Raw genomic sequence first — 17,205 nt, forward strand, 5'->3', positions numbered from 1 at the left:
TTATAATTTAGAAAAGTTCATGTTAATTGTAAATGGTTTACCATCAACTGTAAGGGTTTGTTCCCATCTCATGTTAGTTTCTGATAATTGGGCTAATTTTAATCTAAACCCTTGATTGGTTTCACTTTTCCCTTTAGCATCGGTTGGCTTTAATAAGAAGTTGTATAAACCTGTAGTTTCGTCTACCTCCTGAATAGTAAAGTTAAAGTTTCTTTCTCCTGTATTACAATTTGGAGTGTTTATGGTATAAATACCTGTATTATTATTTGGGATAAACTGCCAAGTACTTTGCTCAAAACATTCCTTAGATGTGTCATTTAATAATGATACATTATAAGTGCCTGATTGATTGTAATTAATGGTGTTTAAAACCCATTGACCTTTAATGGTTTTTTCTGATTGTCTTACTGTTTTTGAAGATCCACAGCTAAATAGTAGACTTAAAAACAAAACGGTTATTATTTGCTTCATGATTGTTTAATTTATTTGATACAAAGGTGCAATATTACTTGATATTTGATATTACACGATTATTAATATAGGTTATATAATTACCATTTTTAAAATTGTAATTGCTAAGGTAGAGAAGGTGTATGCTTGCGATTAGAAGAATTAATTGTCAAATTTAGTAAGTGTATATTCTCCAGTCCTTTTATTATAGTTTCCTAAAAAGAAGCTAGATTGATACTTAAATAAGGTTTGTAAATGTGCATTATTGTACGTTCTGTTAGCGTCTTGAAAGTTTTTGATTTGATCAAATTCGTTTAACGGAATGTCTCCTGTTTTGTGATTTAAATCGTTGTCAAATAAACAGCTTATTCTAGTAGATTTTGTTCTAGTGTAGCTATTAAAGCTGTCTAATATTAGACCATATGCAATTACGCCAAATGCGCCAAAATTGACCATAGCAAAACCACCTCTATCTATTTCTACGCTAGCTCCTAATGTTATAATTAAGTCCTCATTTTTTGAATAAGCAGTTATACCTATTTTAGACTGTGTTATTTTTCTTAAAAATTTAGAGGTTTTTTCTAGTTCTCGGTAATCGTCAAATGCACCACCTTCCTGAATTATTGGTGTGTTTTTAAACGTGATTTCTTCTTTGTCGTTAATATTAAACGTTTTTATTAACCCAAAATCATCTAAATTATAGGCACTAAAACTTAAGTTATCTAATGTAGAATAGATGGTTAACAGTTTATCTTTATGAATAAAGGAATTAGAATTTGCGCCATGATGATTATTAGTATAACCTGTATTGATAATGCTATTAAAGCTATAAGAATCACTTTCTAGATCTAAACTAATAACGTAAGTATACTTGTTAAAAAGATTATTGGTAATTGTAAGATTATTATTGTCTACATATAATTTTGTAAACGCATTAGTTTGCTCTAAACTGTTGGGAACATTACTATTAACAACCTCAATAGCTGCGTAGTTAGGGTTGCCAAATAGCAAAGGATATAATGGGTAATCTCTGTCAATGTTATTAACTATTGCTTGCGATGATAAATCGTAATTAGTTGTCTTAATAAGACCCTTATCAGTTAATGTTCTAGATATTAAAACATCTTCTTTCCTACTAACAGATAAAATATGAAGCTTATTTTTTAAGACTAGATATTCGACTATTTTTTCTTTTTTAAATTCAATGTTTAAGTCTTCTGTTATTTTAAAGTTTCCTGTTTTAAAACTTAACGAAACCGAACTAAAATGAGATTTGTTATTATTACTAAAAAACAGCGTATAAGTCTCTTGGTCATATATTGCACCAATTAAAATCTTACCCTTTTTAGGAATGATTACATTATTTATTGAGCCGATTAATTGTTTATTTTGATCATGAAGATTTCCAAAAATCACCTTTCTATTTGTAAAAAACATGGCGATTTGGTTATTGTCTTCATTAACAACAGGAATAACGTCCTTAGGGTACAGTTGTTTTGTTTCTTCTTCAATATTAAATCCAACCCATTCTTCTTGAGCAGAAGTTAAGGTGCTAAAAACAAATGCAAATAGTATTAAGGCGTACTTCATAAACTTATTTTACAATAATAATTTTGGTTAACTAATGTGTAATCCATTACTAACATTGGCATAATCGGGATTTACAAATACTAATTTGCCTTCAGCATTTTCTGTCATTAAAATCATACCTTGACTCTCTACACCACGTAGTGCTCTTGGTGCTAAATTAACTAAAACGGTCACTTTTTTACCAACAACTTCTTCTGCAGTAAAGCTTTCTGCTATTCCAGACACTATTGTGCGTACATCAATACCTGTATCCACTTTTAAGATTAAAAGTTTTTTAGCTTTAGGCATTTTTGTAGCTTCTAAAATGGTTCCAACACGTATGTCTAACTTAGTAAAATCATCAAAAGTGATTTCATCTTTTTGCGGCTCAACGACTTTGTTAGCAGCTTCATTAGCTTTTTTACTTGCTTCTAGCTTATCTATTTGCTTTTGGATTGTTTCGTCTTCTATTTTACTAAACAACAATTCACCTTTACCTATTTGGTGCAAAGCAGGAAGTAATGTGTTTTTGGTCGATATATCGTTCCAAGAGTTTTCTGTTGTATTAAGAATGTTTTTTAATTTGGTAGAAGTAAATGGTAAAAACGGTTCTGATAATGTTGCTAAAGCGCTAGCTATTTGCAATGCGACAAACATAATTGTTTTGGTTCTAGCTTCATCTGTTTTAACTAGTTTCCAAGGTTCTTCATCTGCTAAATACTTGTTTCCAAGTCTTGCTAAGTTCATTAACTCCTGACCAGCTTCTCTAAAACGGTAACGCTCTAAAGAGCTTTCAATAACTGCAGGATATGCTTTGACAGTCGCTAAAGTTTCTTCGTCTATAGCGGAAAAATCAGATGGTGTCGGTACAACACCTTCATAGTATTTATTAGTTAAAACTACAACGCGATTAATAAAGTTTCCGAAGATTGCTACTAGCTCGTTATTGTTTCTTGCCTGAAAATCTTTCCAAGTAAAATCATTGTCTTTAGTTTCTGGCGCATTAGCAGTTAAAGCATAACGTAACACATCCTGTTGGTTAGGAAAATCTTGTAAATAATCTGGCAACCAAACAGCCCAATTTTTAGAAGTCGATAGTTTGTTGCCTTCTAAGTTTAAAAACTCGTTAGCTGGAACATTATCAGGCAAAATATAGCTGCCTTCTGCTTTAAGCATAGCAGGAAAGATTATACAATGAAATACTATATTATCCTTACCAATAAAGTGTACTAATTTAGTGTCTTCATCCTTCCAGTATGGTTCCCAATCTTTACCTTCTCTTGCAGCCCATTCTTTAGTTGATGATATGTAACCAATTGGTGCATCAAACCATACGTAAAGCACTTTGCCTTCTCCTCCAGGAACAGGAACCGGAATTCCCCAATCTAAATCTCTAGTTACAGCACGAGGTCTTAATCCATCATCAATCCAAGATTTAACTTGACCATAAACGTTAGGTTTCCAGTCTTTTTTATGACCTTCCAAGATCCATTCGCGTAAAAAAGCTTCGTGTTTATTTAAAGGTAAAAACCAATGTTTTGTTTCTTTTAAAGTGGGAACATTACCAGTTATTGCCGATTTAGGATTAATTAAATCTGTTGCATTATGTGACGTTCCACATTTTTCGCATTGGTCACCATAACTTTCTTCGTTACCACATTTTGGACACGTACCAATTACAAAACGGTCTGCTAAAAATTGGTTAGCTTCTGCATCATATAATTGTTCTGACACTTCTTCAACAAATTCATTTTTATCATACAAAGTTTTAAAAAACTCAGAAGCAGTATCGTGGTGAATTTTGGCAGACGTACGTGAGTAGTTATCAAACGTAATTCCAAATTCTTCAAAAGAATCTTTTATAATTTTATGATAGCGATCTACAATTTCCTGAGGTGTAACACCTTCCTTTTTTGCTTTAATAGTAATTGGCACACCATGCTCATCACTACCACAAATAAAGGCTACGTCGTTGCCAGTTAGTCTTTTATATCTAGCGTAAATATCTGCTGGAACATAAACACCTGCTAAATGTCCAATATGTATTGGTCCATTAGTATAAGGTAATGCTGCAGTAATTGTATATCTTTTTGACATCTTTGTTATCTTTTGAAGGTGTAAAAATACGTAATTTGACAGCCATTTAGAAAAAAAATGTAATTTTACATTATGTCAAAAAAGAGATTATTAGTGATAGTGTGTTGTGCTGTTTTTTTCTTAGGAAATACAACAGGATTTGCGCAAAATAAAACCGAAACTAAATTGATACAGCCACCTTATTTAAAAGCAGGAGACACTGTTGCTATTGTTGCGCCTTCTGGTGTTTTAAAAAATAGATTTGATGAAGTAAATCGTGCGAAGCAGCTTTTAGAAAGTTGGAAATTACATGTCGTTATTGGTAAGCATGTTTTTAATCAGGCAAACCACTTTGCAGGTACAGATCAAGAGCGTTGCGAAGACTTTCAGATGGCTTTAGATGACCCTAAAATTAAGGCTATATGGTCTGCTCGTGGTGGTTACGGAACCGTTAGGATTTTGGATAGCTTAGATTATACCAAATTTTTAAAGCAGCCTAAATGGATTATTGGTTACAGTGATATTACAGCGTTACATAACCAAATACATAATTTAGGAGTGCAATCACTACATGCAATAATGGGAGTAAGTTTACCTGAAAATTTAGAGGATATTGCAGACAGTATTGCAACTTTTAAAAATACGCTTTTTGGACAACCTTTACGTTATGCTTTAAAGGGATCAAAATATAATAAATCTGGAGATGCTAATGGTGTTTTAGTAGGTGGAAACCTAACTATTTTACACACTATGTTAGGCTCTAAAGATAGTATAGATACGGATGGTAAAATTTTATTTATTGAAGAAATAGGAGAGTACAAGTACCATATAGATCGTATGTTACAAAGTTTAAAACGTGCTGGTTATTTTGATAATTGTAAAGGTGTTATAGTTGGTGACATGAGCAGAATGCGAAAAAACACAACATTATGGGGAACTTCAATTGAGCAATTAATTTTGGATGCGTTGTCTGATTATAATTTCCCTATTGCGTTTAATATGCCTGCAGGACATGAAAAGGATAACAGAGCTTTAATTTTAGGACGTCAAGTAGTATTAAAAGTAGATAAAAGTAAATCGACTTTAATTTTTGAAGAATAATGGCTAGTCACAATGAACTTGGTAAAAAAGGAGAGCAACTAGCTGTAGATTTTTTAATTGAAAACAAGTACGAAATAATAGAACAAAATTATCGTTTTGATAAAGCTGAGGTGGATATTATTGCTCAAAAAGCTGATGTTTTAGCCATAATTGAAGTCAAAACAAGATCTACAGATACCTTTGGTAACCCTCAAGACTTTGTAAAACCAAAACAAATCCAACGTTTAGTAAAAGCGGTGGATGAGTATGTTACGGTAAATGGATTGGATGTTGAAGTCCGTTTTGACATTATCGCAATAGTCAAACAGAATAATCAATTTAATATCAAACATTTAGAAAATGCCTTTTATCATTTTTAATTTGTCGTGATTACTATAAAAAAAGTGTCCTAATAAAAATTAGTACTTTGATGTTTAACTTTTTAGTTACTTATTCTTCTTTTTTTGGTTGAGGTAGTGTTTTAAAATAAGCTTCAAACGCTTTAAAATCGTATGGTTTTTTGATTATTTTTTTATCACTATCTAATACAAAATAACTTGGTGTAGATTTTACGTTATAGTTGTTTCCAATCTCATTATCCCATTTTCCTTCACCAAAAACATGGTAAAACTCAGGATAGTCATAGGTCATGTCTTTCCATCTGTAACGGTCTTCATCTAAAGCAATCGCAATAACCTTTAATTGTTTATTGTCTAAAATTTTTACATACTTGCGTAGTTCTGGAATCTCTTCTAAACAGTGTGAGCATGTTGTGCTCCAAAACACGATTAGGTAATTATTAGACTCATCTAATTGATATAGGTTTTTTACAGTTGCTTCGCCTTCTTCATCATAGATTACTATTTCAAAATCTTGTCCAATAGTACCAACAGATGCATTTTTAAAATAAGTTAAATCTTCTATTAATTGCGTGTCGTTTTCCGCTTTAGCTAAAGCTAATAAATGGGTGTCTGTAATATGGTTAGCAACAGGTTCAACTTCTTCTAAAGCAAATTGATTCCATAAAATTTCTAACATTACTTTTTTAATCTTAGGATTGTTGCCAATAGCTTTTACTACTGTGTCTATGTTATTTTTGTAGGAAGTAATTTGGTCATTACTATCACTAAAATTGAATACATAATTTAATGTTGCTTCAATTAAAAAGTTTGAATTTTGAAGTACTGGGTTTCCAAAATTGATATGTTTAAAGTAGCTGGTTTTAGCATTTTCTGTAAACGTTTTGGCGTCAATTAAATTTTCAGGAATGTAAGGTTGGCTGGCAGTTATAAAATTAAGTACTAATTTACCTTCCGATGCCTTTTCAAACTCTGACTGCGTTGTTTTTAAGATGTCAATAATGTTTTTAAAATCTTTTTCTTTTTTACCTCCAGAAGAATAAAAAGCATTTAAGCTCTGTCCAATCATAGACATGCTATTATTGTAAGAAATCCAAAGTTTGTTTTCTTCGGAAGTTACAAATTCTAGACCTTTTTCTAAATCAAACGTTAACTCAATATCCTCGTTGTTATACAAAAAATCGAAGTTATATTCATCTTGTGGTTGTGCATAAACAATACGATACGTGCCAGGAGCTTGTGTTTTTTTAAGATTAAAAATAAAGCTTCCGTCTGCTGCAATATCTGCATTGTCTACAAAAATTGAAGTGTCTGCAGTAACTTGGTATAGAAATGCAAATTTAAATTGATCTGCTGGAGTAAAAGTTCCTTTAATTGTGTTTTGAGCCATCAAAAGGGTTGGCAATATGGCAAATAAAAACAGTATTTTTTTGTTCATTTTTTGTGATTTTCTTTTATAATTTCAAAAACTATTCCAATATTGGTTGTAAGGCAATTAAAGCTTTTTTAACCGTTTTTATATTGTCAAAGGTAAGTAATAAACGTAAGCCATTTCTGGTTTGTTTTTCTTTCATTTTACAAGCCTGAGGATGAGTTTGCACATACTGTAGTAATTTTGTAAAATTTGGACTTTGATAAAAACTGCTTTGTTGATCATTAATAAAATAACAAATTAGCTTTCCTTGTTTCATTATTACTTTTTCAATACCTAATTTGGTAGCTACCCATTTGATGCGTACGCTATTTATTAAATCTACAACCTGTGTTGGTAACTCTCCAAAACGATCAATAAGTTGTGTTTCAAATTCGGTTAATTCAGCTTCGGTTTTAAAATTGTTTAATTGGGTGTAAAGACTCAATCTTTCGGCAATATTGTTAACATAGTCGTCAGGAAATAAAAGTTCCATGTCTGTGTCAATAGTAATGTCTTTAACGTATTCTTTATTTTCTAAAGGTTCATCATATAACTCTTTAAACTCATTTTCTTTAAGTTCTTCAATTGCTTCATTAAGGATTTTTTGATAGGTGTCAAAACCAATTTCATTTATAAATCCGCTTTGTTCCCCTCCTAATAAATCTCCTGCTCCTCTTATTTCAAGGTCTTTCATAGCAATATTAAAACCACTACCTAACTCGGTAAACTGCTCTAAAGCTTGTATACGTTTTCTGGCATCATCTGTCATTGCAGAGTATTCTGGAGTTATAAAATAACAAAACGCTTTTTTATTACTACGTCCAACACGACCACGCATTTGATGCAAATCACTTAATCCAAAATTATTGGCGTTGTTAATAAAAATGGTGTTGGCATTTGGTACATCCAAACCGCTTTCAATAATAGTAGTACTAACCAGCACGTCAAATTCGCCATCCATAAAACCAAGCATCAAGCTTTCTAGTTTTTTACCTTCAAGTTGTCCATGACCAATACCTATTTTAGCATCAGGTACAAGCCTTTGGATCATTCCAGCAACCTCTTTAATGTTTTCAATACGGTTGTGAATAAAAAAGATTTGTCCACCACGTTCTATCTCGTAGCTTACAGCATCTCTAATAGACTCCTCTGTAAATCTAATCACGTTACTTTCTATTGGATAACGATTTGGTGGAGGTGTAGTAATGACTGATAAATCTCTTGCTGCCATTAAACTAAATTGCAAGGTTCTAGGTATTGGAGTTGCTGTTAACGTTAATACGTCTACATTATCCTTTAAAGTTTTTAATTTTTCTTTTACAGCTACACCAAATTTTTGCTCTTCGTCAACGATAAGCAATCCTAGATCTTTAAACTTAACATTTTTACTTGCTAGTTGATGCGTGCCTATAATGATATCGACGTGACCTTTTTCTAATTTTTCTAAGGTTTCCTTTTTTTGTTTTGCAGTCCTAAAACGGTTAACGTAATCCACAGTTACCGGAAAGTCTTTTAAACGTTCAGTAAAGGTTTTATGGTGTTGAAAGGCTAATACAGTTGTTGGTACTAAAACTGCAACTTGTTTACCATTATCCACTGCTTTAAAAGCTGCACGAATGGCTACTTCAGTTTTGCCAAAACCAACATCTCCACATATTAAACGGTCCATTGGACGCTCGCTTTCCATGTCTGCTTTTATATCTGCAGTTGCAGTAATTTGATCAGGTGTATCTTCGTATAAAAAAGAAGCCTCTAGCTCGTGTTGTAAATAGCTATCAGGTTTATATTGGTATCCTTTTTCTAGCTTACGTTTTGCGTATAATTTAATTAAGTTAAAAGCGACATGCTTAACTCTAGATTTGGTTTTTTCTTTAAGAACTTTCCAAGCTTTACTTCCTAATTTGTATACTTTAGGAGGTTTACCATCTTTACCATTAAACTTAGTTATTTTGTGTAATGAGTGAATGCTTAGATATAGGACATCACGTTCTCCATACACTAATTTAATAGCTTCTTGTTTTTTACCCTCAACATCAATTTTTTGAAGTCCTCCAAATTTACCTATTCCATGATCAATGTGTGTTACATAATCACCAATGTCAAGGTTTGTAAGCTCCTTTAAGGTTATGGCTTGCTTTTTAGCATATCCATTTTTAAGATGAAATTTATGATAACGTTCAAAAATTTGGTGATCTGTATAAACGACTATTTTAAGGTCGTGATCTATAAATCCTTGGTAAAGTGATTGGGTAATGGTTTGGTAATGGACGTCTTGCTCAACATCGTCAAATATATCATGAAAACGTTTTGCTTGTTGCTCACTGACACAAGCTATATAGTTTGTGTAATCGTTATTATGATTGCTATTTAGGTTGTCTATTAATAAGTTAAACTGCTTATTAAATGTAGGTTGCGGTGTGGTATTATGTTGTATGACTTGTGTCGCACTAAAAATTGAGTCTGTACCAAGCTCTACAATACTAAAATCTAATAGTTGTTTTTTTAGCTCGGCAGCATTACAAAATAACTCTAGTGGTTCTGCGTGTTTGATGTCTTTGTTTAATTTAACAAAAGCAGCAATTGCTTTGTCAAAAAAGTCGTCCACACGATCAAAGGTTAAGTCAAAATTTTTGCCAAAAACGACTGTTTTTTGAGCAATGTATTTTAAAAAACTTTGTCTGGACTCATCCATTAATTTATTAGCAACATTTGGTATGATACTAATTTTTTTAATTTGCTCTGTAGATAGTTGTGTTTCTACATCAAAAGTCCTGATACTATCTACTTCGTCACCAAAAAACTCGATTCGGTAGGGCTCGTCATGACTAAATGAAAAAACATCTACAATTCCTCCACGTACTGAAAACTCTCCAGGTTCTGTTACAAAATCAACACGTTTAAATTTATACTCAAATAGGACTTCGTTAACAAAGTCTATTGATAGGCTATCATTAACGGTTATTTTAAGTGTATTACGCTCTAGCTCTTTTCTGGTGACTACTTTTTCAAACAGTGCATCAGGATAGGTAACGATTATAGCGGGTTTTTTGCGTGAGTTAATACGGTTTAAAACTTCGGCACGTAAAAGTACGTTTGCGTTGTCAGTTTCTTCTATTTGATAGGGTCTACGATAGCTTCCTGGATAAAATAGGACGTCTGTCTTGTTAATGAGTTGTTCTAAATCGTTTAGGTAAAAAGCAGCTTCTTCTTTGTCATTAAAAATAAGTAAAAAGGGTAGCTGTGTTTGTTTAAAAGATTGTGCTACAAGGTAGGATAATGATGAGCCTACAAGTCCTTTTAAATGTGTTTTACTTTGGGTTTGGGCAATAGCAGTTTGCAGTTTTTGCAATTGCAAAGACTGTAAATAGGTTTGCGAGATTAAGGTTTTACTCACTATAACTTTAGTTTGTGCAAATATAAGCAATGCATAAATTATTAGCTTTTAGATTTACAAAATTTAACTTTTTAGAAATGTCCATGGGTAGATGCGTTAAGGATGGAGTGGTTTGTCTGAGCTCCTCGCAGAGAGCGAGCCACGAGAGCCTGGTTTTTTACACCTATTAAAGGGTGTAAAATAAACGCCCAAAAAAATAGAAACTTTTAATTTTAAAAGGTGTACGGTTTGACTATATTTGTAGTCTAAAATTAAACAAAAAAGTATGTCATTTTCAGATTTATTCGATAGTGGATTTAAAAAGCGCAATGAGGATCATTTTGCTGCAATTGTACGTGTAGCAATGAGTGATGGTGTGATTAGTGAGTCAGAAAAAGCGTTTTTAGATCGTTTAGCACGTAATTTAGATATTAGTGAAGGCGAGTATAAGCAGATATTAATTGATTATAAAGAGCATCCAATTAACCCTCCAACATCTTATGACCAACGTTTAGAGCGTCTGTATGATTTGTCAAGAATGGTTTGGGCTGATCATATTGAAGGTCCTAAGCAAACAGCTGTATTGGAGCGTTTATGTGTTGGTTTAGGTTTTAAATCTAGCAATGCAAAATATATTACGCATAAGGCTTTAGAGCTAGTACATGAAGGTGTTGATTTAGATACTTTTGCTGAAGAAATTAAAACGATGAACAGATAATCCTGTTTGATAACTATAAAAAAAAAGCGAACTTTAAAGTTCGCTTTTTTTTATTTTAAATATTCTTCTATTTTGGTAATTAAGGCGTTTTCGTCAAATGGTTTTTGGATAACATCATTAATTCCTGCTTTTTTATAGCGTTTTAAATCGTCTTTCATTACACGAGCGGTTAACGCTATTACTGGGATTTTTTTATGTTCGCGTTCTGGCATTTTTCTAATTAGTTTGGTAATCTCGTCACCATAACTATTAGGTAATTTTATATCCATAAGTATTAGGTCAAACTCAGAGTTTTCTATTCTTGGAATAACGTCTTCTCCTTTTGTTACTATGTCTAAAAAGTAATTACCTCTAGAGGCTAATATTTTTAGTATGGATAATTGAGTAATTTCTGAATCTTCAACTAATAAAATACTGTATTTTTTATTTGATCGTGGTGAAGTTGCAACGTCTTTCTTTTTAGTTTTTAGTTTATGGTTTTTATCTAAGCTAAAATTGATATTGGTAGAAAACGTGCTACCTTCCCCTTCTGTACTGTCTACGCTAATTTTGCTATGTGTTAAGCTTACTAAATGTTTAGCTATTGCCAATCCTAATCCTGCACCTTTGTAGGTTTGAGAGTTGTTTAATTGTGTAAAACTTGTGAAGACATCTTCTATTTTGTCTTGAGGGATTCCTATTCCTGTATCTATTATTTGGAAGTGTATGCTTGCTTTTTGAGCTCTGATTTGATTTAAAGACGCATTAAAGGTAATTGTACCTTCTTCTGTAAATTTTATAGCATTTTCTAGAAGGTTGCTTAATACTTGTCTTAATCTTAAAGGATCACCACCAACAACTTCTGGTAGGTTATCATTAAAATTAGTGATTAACTCTAATCCTTTTTGTTGTGCTTTAATTTCAAAAATACTTTTTATGTCTTCTAGTAATTGTCTAATATCAAAAGGACTAATGACAAGGTCTAACTTACCTGCTTCAATTTTAGAGATGTCTAAAATATCTTCTATTAATTGTTTTAGGTAAGTAGATGACGAGTCTATTACTTTTAAGTAATTTAATTGCTCGTCATTTAAATGGGTCTTTTTTAATATATCAGAAAACGTTAAGATTCCTGTTAAAGGGTCTCTTAACTCATGACTAAAGTTTGCAATAAATGCATTTTTAAAGGCTTCTTTTTCTTGTAGGTACTCGTTTTTTAACTCTAAAATTTGAGAGTTTATAACTGACTCATTTCTAACCTGAGCTGTTGTTTGGTAATTGTCATAATGCGTAGTAAGATCTAAAACAACAACTAAAGGCGGTTGTTTACCTTCAAAAGTTTTTACAATAATGTCTGTTATTATTGTTTGGTTTTCAGGATTTGTTAAATGAATACAAGAAAATACGTGTCTTTGGTTTGGTTCTAGAAGTGTACTATGTATACTTTCAAAAAAAGGATGAATTGTGGAAATGTTTTTTCCAACTACCTCAGTAAATATAACATCGTCAGACTCTAATATTTTACCATCTAAGTCTACAACTATGTATTGATTTGTGGATTGCGAATATTCTTTTTTGTATTGTTCTAGCATTATTTTTTCGCTTGTTAAATTACAGCTTCTGCTAAATTAATAAAAACATCGTCAACGTTAGTCCCAGATTTTGCACTTGTATAAAAATCGACAAAGCGTCCAAAAATGTCTTTATTCTGTTTGATAAACTCGTTAGTAACCAAATCTTTTTTGTTACCAATAACTTTAATTGGCGTTTTTGGATAACGGTCTTTAATGTAATCTAAATCAACTTCTATGTTTTGATAGGTTGCAGGTCTAGTCATGTCAAAAACATATAAAAACCCATTAGTACCTATAAGGTATGATGGTCTAGTATTTGTAATGTCATCGTTTCCTTCTAAGTCCCAAATAACAAGTGTTATGTCTTTATCTGATTTTGGTATTGATACTTCTTTTTTTAAAATGTGTACACCAATAGTTACTTTGTAGTCTTCTGTAAACGTGTCTTCTACAAATCGTCTTATTAAAGAGGATTTACCAACACCAAAGTGGCCTATTAAAACTATTTTTTTAGATATTTTCATTGTCAAAGTAATCTTTTAGTTTAGTGTTAAAAATATCACTGTTTTCTAAATCTGTTTTGTTTATAATGTTTTGTGCAAAGTCTAGAAGTTTGTCTTCAAGTTTGCTTCTAAAGGTAGCTGTAAATGCACCTGAAATTACAACAGCAATATAATAATTAGAAAAATTTTGAAGATGAATGTGGTAGTTTTCATATTCTATATATTCTAAATTTTGAATTTGAGTTGTAAAGGCATCTTGCGCAAAACTTTTTATGGCTGTTAACATACCAGCAACCGTATCTTGGTCTATTCCTTGGGTTTTTGAGTATTCTGATACAATTAGTCCAGAGCCACTTTCAATAACCATTATTTGCTCTATCTTAGATTTAAATTGATCGTGAATAATCATATCTCCTTCTGATACTCCTGATTTTTTTGATCTAAATTTTCTTTTTATCGAAGCCCAAGAAAAGGTGTTGTTTAAGCTTTTATTTATGTTTTCAGATAGGATTTGTATTTCTTTCTGTACATATTTTTTAATCATTTTACCCATTATTGGGTATAAGGCTTCAACTACTGCATCCTGAGAGTTTTTAATTTCTTCTTGTAACGTTTGCGTAATTGTTGGTCCTAATGTTTTTGGCATTTCCTTGATAAACGCTTCTAGTTTATCTTCTAGAATAGGGTCTATATGTTTAGATAAATTATTTTGCTTGTTAATTAAATCTTCAAGTTTTTTAAGCTTTTCTTCAATTGACAAGGCGTACTCATGCTCATCTTTAAGTAAGATGTCCTTAAGGATTTTTAATTTATCTTCTTGGTTCATGCGGAAGCCAATTTGTTATTGACTTATTTTTTCGCCTAATTTGGTAAATAGTTCACCTAAAAGTTTACGATCCACTTTTTTCTCGTTTAAATCGTCAACTTTATCTTCTAAATTGTTTTCTAGCTCTGTGATTCTAATATTAATATCAGTGCTTAGGTTATCAATGTTTTGAAGCAACTCAGACTTAACTTCGTCCATCAAAGCTTCTAATTCTTTTTTCTTAGCAAGGATATCTTTTTTTAGTGTTTCAAACTCACTATCGTAAGCTTGCATGTTTTCACCAAAAATAAGTTGCTTAATCGCATCTATTTTTGAAGTTGCTTCAGAAGATGTTTGCATGTTGTCTTCGTTGATTTTGTCTGTATTTGCCATCAGGATAATTTATGTTTCAAAAGTAGCAAAAAAATAAACACAATGTTAATTAATCAGCGTTTTGCATGAATTCTTCAGCTTTAAGTACCATGTTTTTGCTTCCGCAGAAAAAAGGAACGCGTTGGTGTAGTGCTGTTGGCTCAATATCCATAATTCTGTTGTAACCATTACTTGCCTTTCCGTTAGCTTGTTCTGCTAAAAAAGCCATCGGATTACATTCATACAATAATCTTAGTTTACCGTCTTCATTTTTTGAGCTTTTAGGATACATATAAATACCTCCTTTTATCATGTTTCTATGAAAGTCAGAAACCAATGACCCAATGTACCTAGATGTATAAGGTCTATCTCCTTCTTCCATTTGACAGTATTTAATATAGTTTTTTACACCTTGTGGGAAGTGGGTATAATTACCTTCGTTTACAGAGTATATGTTTCCGTTTTCCGGAAACTGCATATCTGGATGTGATAAATAAAAAGTACCGATTGCTGGATTTAATGTAAACCCATTAACACCATGACCAGTGGTGTATACTAGCATTGTAGATGTACCATAAACCACATATCCTGCAGCAACTTGTTGGTTTCCTGGTTGTAAAAAATCTTCGATAGTTACAGGTGTTCCAACTGGCGTAACACGTCTATAAATTGAAAAAATAGTTCCTACAGACACGTTAACATCAATATTAGAAGAGCCATCCAAAGGGTCAATTAATACAATGTATTTATTTTGATTGTTATCATCTTGACTATTTATTGTAATAAAATCATCTTCTTCTTCACTTGCAATACCACATACAATATTACGATTTGTAAGGGTTTGGATAAATTTATCATTGGCATAAACATCTAGCTTTTGCTGGTCCTCACCTTGTATGTTTGTATCTCCTGCAGCACCAATAATATCTACTAGTCCAGCTTTGTTAACTTCATGGTTTACAACCTTGGCAGCAAGACGTATAGAGTTTATTAATCTAGAGAGTTCTCCAGATGTGTATTTAAACGAAGCTTGGTTTTCAATAATAAATTCTCCTAACGTTTGATTTTTTTTAGACATGTGTTTAGATGTAGTTGTTTGCACAAATATCGTATATTTTAACAATTATAACGTTGTAGTTGTCCATAATTTGGTATTATAAACATTCTTAAACTATATTTGATTAAATTAAAATTTTATGGAGTTTACAATTCGTTTTGCCGAAAAAAAAGATGTTCCGGCTATGCTTGACTTGATAAAAACACTAGCTGTTTTTGAAAAACAACCAGAAGCAGTAATTGTTACAGAAGCAGATTTATTGGAACAAGGTTTTGGAAAACATCCCTTATTTACAACTTTTGTGGCCGAAAAAAATGATGAAGTTGTAGCTATGGCTTTAATATATATCCGTTTTTCTACCTGGAAAGGTAAGACAGTACATTTAGAAGATTTAATTGTTAAAGAGAATTGCAGAGGAGAAGGTCTTGGTACTTTACTTCTTGACGAAGTTATAAAGTATGGTTATAGTTTAGGTGTTAAACGTATATGTTGGGAAGTTTTAGATTGGAATGAACCTGCAATAAAATTTTATGAAAGTAAAGGAGCCACTTTACTAAAAGATTGGTTTTTAGTACAAATGGATCAATCAAGTATTGAAAATTACATCCAAAAATTATAAATGAGAGTATTTAAATTTGGAGGTGCGTCTGTTAAAGATGCTAAAGGTGTTAAAAATCTAATTTCAGTTTTAGAGCAAGTAGGACATGACAATACGTTAATTATTGTGTCTGCAATGGGTAAAACCACTAATGCTTTAGAGCAGGTTATAGGTAATTATTTTGATAACAAACCAGAATTACAGCAAGCTATACAAGCAGTTGTGACTTATCATAACGATATTGTATTAGAGCTTTTTGAAAATAAAAATCATCCCGTTTTTGATATTACAAATGCGCTTTTTGAAGAGCTCACTACTTTTTTGAAAACAAATAAATCTCCGGATTATAATTTTGTTTACGATCAAGTGATAGGATTTGGAGAGTTAGTATCTACCACTATAATTAGCCAATTTTTAAACTTAAAAGGATTTACTAATAATTGGATAGATGTTAGACAATTAATTAAAACAGATGACTACTATAGACGCGCAAATGTTAATTGGGACCTGACACAGCAGTTAATTACTAAACATGTTGATACTAGTAAACTTAATATAACTCAAGGGTTTTTAGGAAGCGACAAAAATAATTTTACAACAACTTTAGGTCGCGAAGGTAGTGATTATACAGCAGCCATTTTGGCTTATTGTCTAAGTGCAGATAGTGTTACCATTTGGAAAGATGTACCTGGTGTTTTAAATGCAGACCCTAGACACTTCAAAAATGCACAATTATTAAACGCCATATCATATACAGAAGCTATTGAGCTGGCTTTTTATGGTGCCTCAGTAATACATCCTAAAACATTACAGCCACTTCAACGTAAAGAAATACCATTATACGTTAAATCGTTTTTACAACCAAATGAAGATGGAACAATAGTAAGTAAAATTAAAGGAATTGAACCAAAAGTACCCTGTTTTATAGTAAAGCAAAACCAAGTCTTATTATCATTATCTACTTTAGACTTTTCCTATATTGTAGAAGATAATATTAGCGAAATATTTAATTTGCTATCAAAATATAAAATGAAAGTTGATGTTATCCAAAACTCTGCGATTAGTTTTTCTGTTTGTTTTGACAATAATTTCAATAATTTAGAACCTTTATTGTTACATTTAAAAGCTAAATTTAACGTGACATGTAATGATAACGTATCTTTGTACACGATTAGGCATTACAATCAAAAAGCAATTGCCGATTTAGAAGTCGGAAAAACAGTTTTATTAAAACAAATGTTTCAAGAAACACTACAAATAGTAACTAAATAAATCTAT

General features: G+C 31.7%; 14 protein-coding genes and 1 pseudogene. 5 read left to right on the forward strand and 10 right to left on the reverse strand.

All coding sequences use genetic code 11. The features are described 5' to 3' along the window. From B2989_RS01935 to metG, 3 genes and pseudogenes are all read right to left on the reverse strand, one after another. Window positions 1–471, reverse strand: coding sequence for a lipocalin family protein (locus B2989_RS01935; RefSeq protein ID WP_292943365.1), 471 nt, complete (start codon window positions 469–471; stop codon window positions 1–3). A 141-nt stretch (window positions 472–612) separates the two neighbouring features. Next, a complete protein-coding gene (locus tag B2989_RS01940) occupies window positions 613–2,040 on the reverse strand; it encodes a hypothetical protein (RefSeq protein ID WP_292943368.1) in 1,428 nt (475 codons plus the stop codon). A 27-nt stretch (window positions 2,041–2,067) separates the two neighbouring features. Next, window positions 2,068–4,161 (reverse strand): annotated as a pseudogene (gene metG / locus B2989_RS01945) (methionine--tRNA ligase); the annotation flags it as partial. Window positions 4,162–4,188: 27 nt separating this feature from the next. Here metG and B2989_RS01950 point away from each other — a divergent pair. Together B2989_RS01950 and B2989_RS01955 are read left to right on the forward strand one after the other, a co-directional pair. Further along, window positions 4,189–5,196 carry a S66 peptidase family protein gene (locus B2989_RS01950; RefSeq protein WP_292943371.1) on the forward strand — a complete coding sequence of 336 codons (1,008 nt, stop codon included), beginning with the start codon at window positions 4,189–4,191 and terminating at the stop codon, window positions 5,194–5,196. Next, a complete protein-coding gene (locus tag B2989_RS01955; protein WP_292943374.1) occupies window positions 5,196–5,555 on the forward strand; it encodes a YraN family protein in 360 nt (119 codons plus the stop codon). Before B2989_RS01950 ends, B2989_RS01955 begins: the two co-directional genes overlap by 1 nt. Window positions 5,556–5,625: 70 nt before the next feature. On the opposite strand, the gene B2989_RS01960 is transcribed toward B2989_RS01955, so the two are convergent. Together B2989_RS01960 and mfd are read right to left on the reverse strand one after the other, a co-directional pair. After that, a complete protein-coding gene (locus B2989_RS01960) occupies window positions 5,626–6,972 on the reverse strand; it encodes a TlpA family protein disulfide reductase (protein ID WP_292943377.1) in 1,347 nt (448 codons plus the stop codon). A 31-nt stretch (window positions 6,973–7,003) separates the two neighbouring features. Continuing rightward, window positions 7,004–10,342 (reverse strand): transcription-repair coupling factor, encoded by a 3,339-nt coding sequence (mfd, locus tag B2989_RS01965; protein WP_292943380.1) that lies wholly within the window; start codon window positions 10,340–10,342, stop codon window positions 7,004–7,006. 265 nt (window positions 10,343–10,607) lie between these two features. Between mfd and B2989_RS01970 the strand changes: the two genes are divergently transcribed. Continuing rightward, window positions 10,608–11,039 (forward strand): TerB family tellurite resistance protein, encoded by a 432-nt coding sequence (locus tag B2989_RS01970; protein WP_145005756.1) that lies wholly within the window; start codon window positions 10,608–10,610, stop codon window positions 11,037–11,039. A 50-nt stretch (window positions 11,040–11,089) separates the two neighbouring features. Here B2989_RS01970 and B2989_RS01975 read toward each other — a convergent pair whose 3' ends face one another. Genes B2989_RS01975 through fbp form a run of 5 tightly spaced genes read right to left on the reverse strand, consistent with a single transcriptional unit; the run spans window position 11,090 to window position 15,350 of the window. Further along, the gene (locus B2989_RS01975; RefSeq protein ID WP_292943385.1) at window positions 11,090–12,610 is read right to left on the reverse strand and encodes an ATP-binding protein; all 1,521 of its coding nucleotides are present in this window, start codon (window positions 12,608–12,610) and stop codon (window positions 11,090–11,092) included. Window positions 12,611–12,624: 14 nt separating this feature from the next. Beyond that, on the reverse strand, window positions 12,625–13,116 hold the full coding sequence (locus B2989_RS01980; protein ID WP_292943388.1) for a Rab family GTPase: 492 nt from the start codon (window positions 13,114–13,116) through the stop codon (window positions 12,625–12,627). Then, complete coding sequence (locus tag B2989_RS01985; protein WP_292943391.1) at window positions 13,103–13,921, reverse strand: cell envelope biogenesis protein OmpA; 819 nt, start codon at window positions 13,919–13,921, stop codon at window positions 13,103–13,105. Before B2989_RS01985 ends, B2989_RS01980 begins: the two co-directional genes overlap by 14 nt. A 15-nt stretch (window positions 13,922–13,936) precedes the next feature. Continuing rightward, window positions 13,937–14,293, reverse strand: coding sequence for a fructose 1,6-bisphosphatase (locus B2989_RS01990; protein WP_292943394.1), 357 nt, complete (start codon window positions 14,291–14,293; stop codon window positions 13,937–13,939). A gap of 49 nt (window positions 14,294–14,342) precedes the next feature. Continuing rightward, window positions 14,343–15,350, reverse strand: a complete 1,008-nt coding sequence (gene fbp, locus B2989_RS01995; RefSeq protein ID WP_145005771.1) for a class 1 fructose-bisphosphatase — start codon at window positions 15,348–15,350, stop codon at window positions 14,343–14,345. 118 nt (window positions 15,351–15,468) lie between these two features. Here fbp and B2989_RS02000 point away from each other — a divergent pair, with 118 nt between their 5' ends. Continuing rightward, the gene (locus tag B2989_RS02000; RefSeq protein WP_292943399.1) at window positions 15,469–15,948 is read left to right on the forward strand and encodes a GNAT family N-acetyltransferase; all 480 of its coding nucleotides are present in this window, start codon (window positions 15,469–15,471) and stop codon (window positions 15,946–15,948) included. Then, the gene (locus B2989_RS02005; RefSeq protein ID WP_292943402.1) at window positions 15,949–17,199 is read left to right on the forward strand and encodes an aspartate kinase; all 1,251 of its coding nucleotides are present in this window, start codon (window positions 15,949–15,951) and stop codon (window positions 17,197–17,199) included. The last annotated feature ends 6 nt before the right edge of the window (window positions 17,200–17,205 follow it).

The sequence above is a fragment of the Olleya sp. UBA1516 genome, assembly GCF_002323495.1.
Taxonomy (GTDB): domain Bacteria; phylum Bacteroidota; class Bacteroidia; order Flavobacteriales; family Flavobacteriaceae; genus Olleya.

Excerpts from the sequence above, each read along its gene's own strand:
- fbp (WP_145005771.1), bottom strand. The coding sequence starts at position 15,350 with ATGTCTAAAAAAAATCAAACGTTAGGAGAATTTATTATTGAAAACCAA.
- B2989_RS02005 (WP_292943402.1), top strand. The coding sequence starts at position 15,949 with ATGAGAGTATTTAAATTTGGAGGTGCGTCTGTTAAAGATGCTAAAGGT.
- B2989_RS01990 (WP_292943394.1), bottom strand. The coding sequence starts at position 14,293 with ATGGCAAATACAGACAAAATCAACGAAGACAACATGCAAACATCTTCT.
- B2989_RS01970 (WP_145005756.1), top strand. The coding sequence starts at position 10,608 with ATGTCATTTTCAGATTTATTCGATAGTGGATTTAAAAAGCGCAATGAG.
- B2989_RS01975 (WP_292943385.1), bottom strand. The coding sequence starts at position 12,610 with ATGCTAGAACAATACAAAAAAGAATATTCGCAATCCACAAATCAATAC.
- B2989_RS01940 (WP_292943368.1), bottom strand. The coding sequence starts at position 2,040 with ATGAAGTACGCCTTAATACTATTTGCATTTGTTTTTAGCACCTTAACT.
- B2989_RS01980 (WP_292943388.1), bottom strand. The coding sequence starts at position 13,116 with ATGAAAATATCTAAAAAAATAGTTTTAATAGGCCACTTTGGTGTTGGT.
- B2989_RS01950 (WP_292943371.1), top strand. The coding sequence starts at position 4,189 with ATGTCAAAAAAGAGATTATTAGTGATAGTGTGTTGTGCTGTTTTTTTC.
- B2989_RS01960 (WP_292943377.1), bottom strand. The coding sequence starts at position 6,972 with ATGAACAAAAAAATACTGTTTTTATTTGCCATATTGCCAACCCTTTTG.
- B2989_RS02000 (WP_292943399.1), top strand. The coding sequence starts at position 15,469 with ATGGAGTTTACAATTCGTTTTGCCGAAAAAAAAGATGTTCCGGCTATG.
- B2989_RS01985 (WP_292943391.1), bottom strand. The coding sequence starts at position 13,921 with ATGAACCAAGAAGATAAATTAAAAATCCTTAAGGACATCTTACTTAAA.
- B2989_RS01935 (WP_292943365.1), bottom strand. The coding sequence starts at position 471 with ATGAAGCAAATAATAACCGTTTTGTTTTTAAGTCTACTATTTAGCTGT.
- B2989_RS01955 (WP_292943374.1), top strand. The coding sequence starts at position 5,196 with ATGGCTAGTCACAATGAACTTGGTAAAAAAGGAGAGCAACTAGCTGTA.